Origin of the sequence: Streptomyces africanus, assembly GCF_002150735.1 — a bacterium.
GTDB classification, from domain to species: domain Bacteria; phylum Actinomycetota; class Actinomycetes; order Streptomycetales; family Streptomycetaceae; genus Streptomyces; species Streptomyces africanus.
The window spans coordinates 1-313 of sequence record NZ_MUKA01000122.1 but is presented as its reverse complement, the minus strand read 5'-3'; the positions used below and the strand labels follow the sequence as shown (position 1 = coordinate 313).

The 313-nt window shown below is 68.7% G+C and carries 1 pseudogene; it reads right to left on the bottom strand.

The window, feature by feature from the left end:
• Window positions 1–313, bottom strand: a pseudogene (locus CCL05_RS46225) (glycogen debranching enzyme); the annotation flags it as partial.

Sequence of the window (313 nt, the reverse complement as noted above, 5' to 3'; positions counted from 1 at the left end):
GCGTAGGTGCCGCGCAGTTCCTCCGGCAGGCCCGGGTGCCGCATGGTGAGGCCCTTGACGTGGGCCTCGTAGATCACCGTGTGGTGGTACTCGGTGCGCGGCAGGCGGTCGTCGCCCCAGTCGAAGTACGGGTTGACCACGACCGACGTCATCGTGTGCGGCGCGGAGTCCAGGTCGTTGCGCCGGTCGGGATCGCCGAAGTGGTAGCCGTAGACCTCCTCGCCCCAGCTGATCGAACCGCTGATCGCACGCGCGTACGGGTCGAGCAGCAGCTTCGCCGAGTTGCAGCGCAGTCCGTGCTCCGGTGCGTACG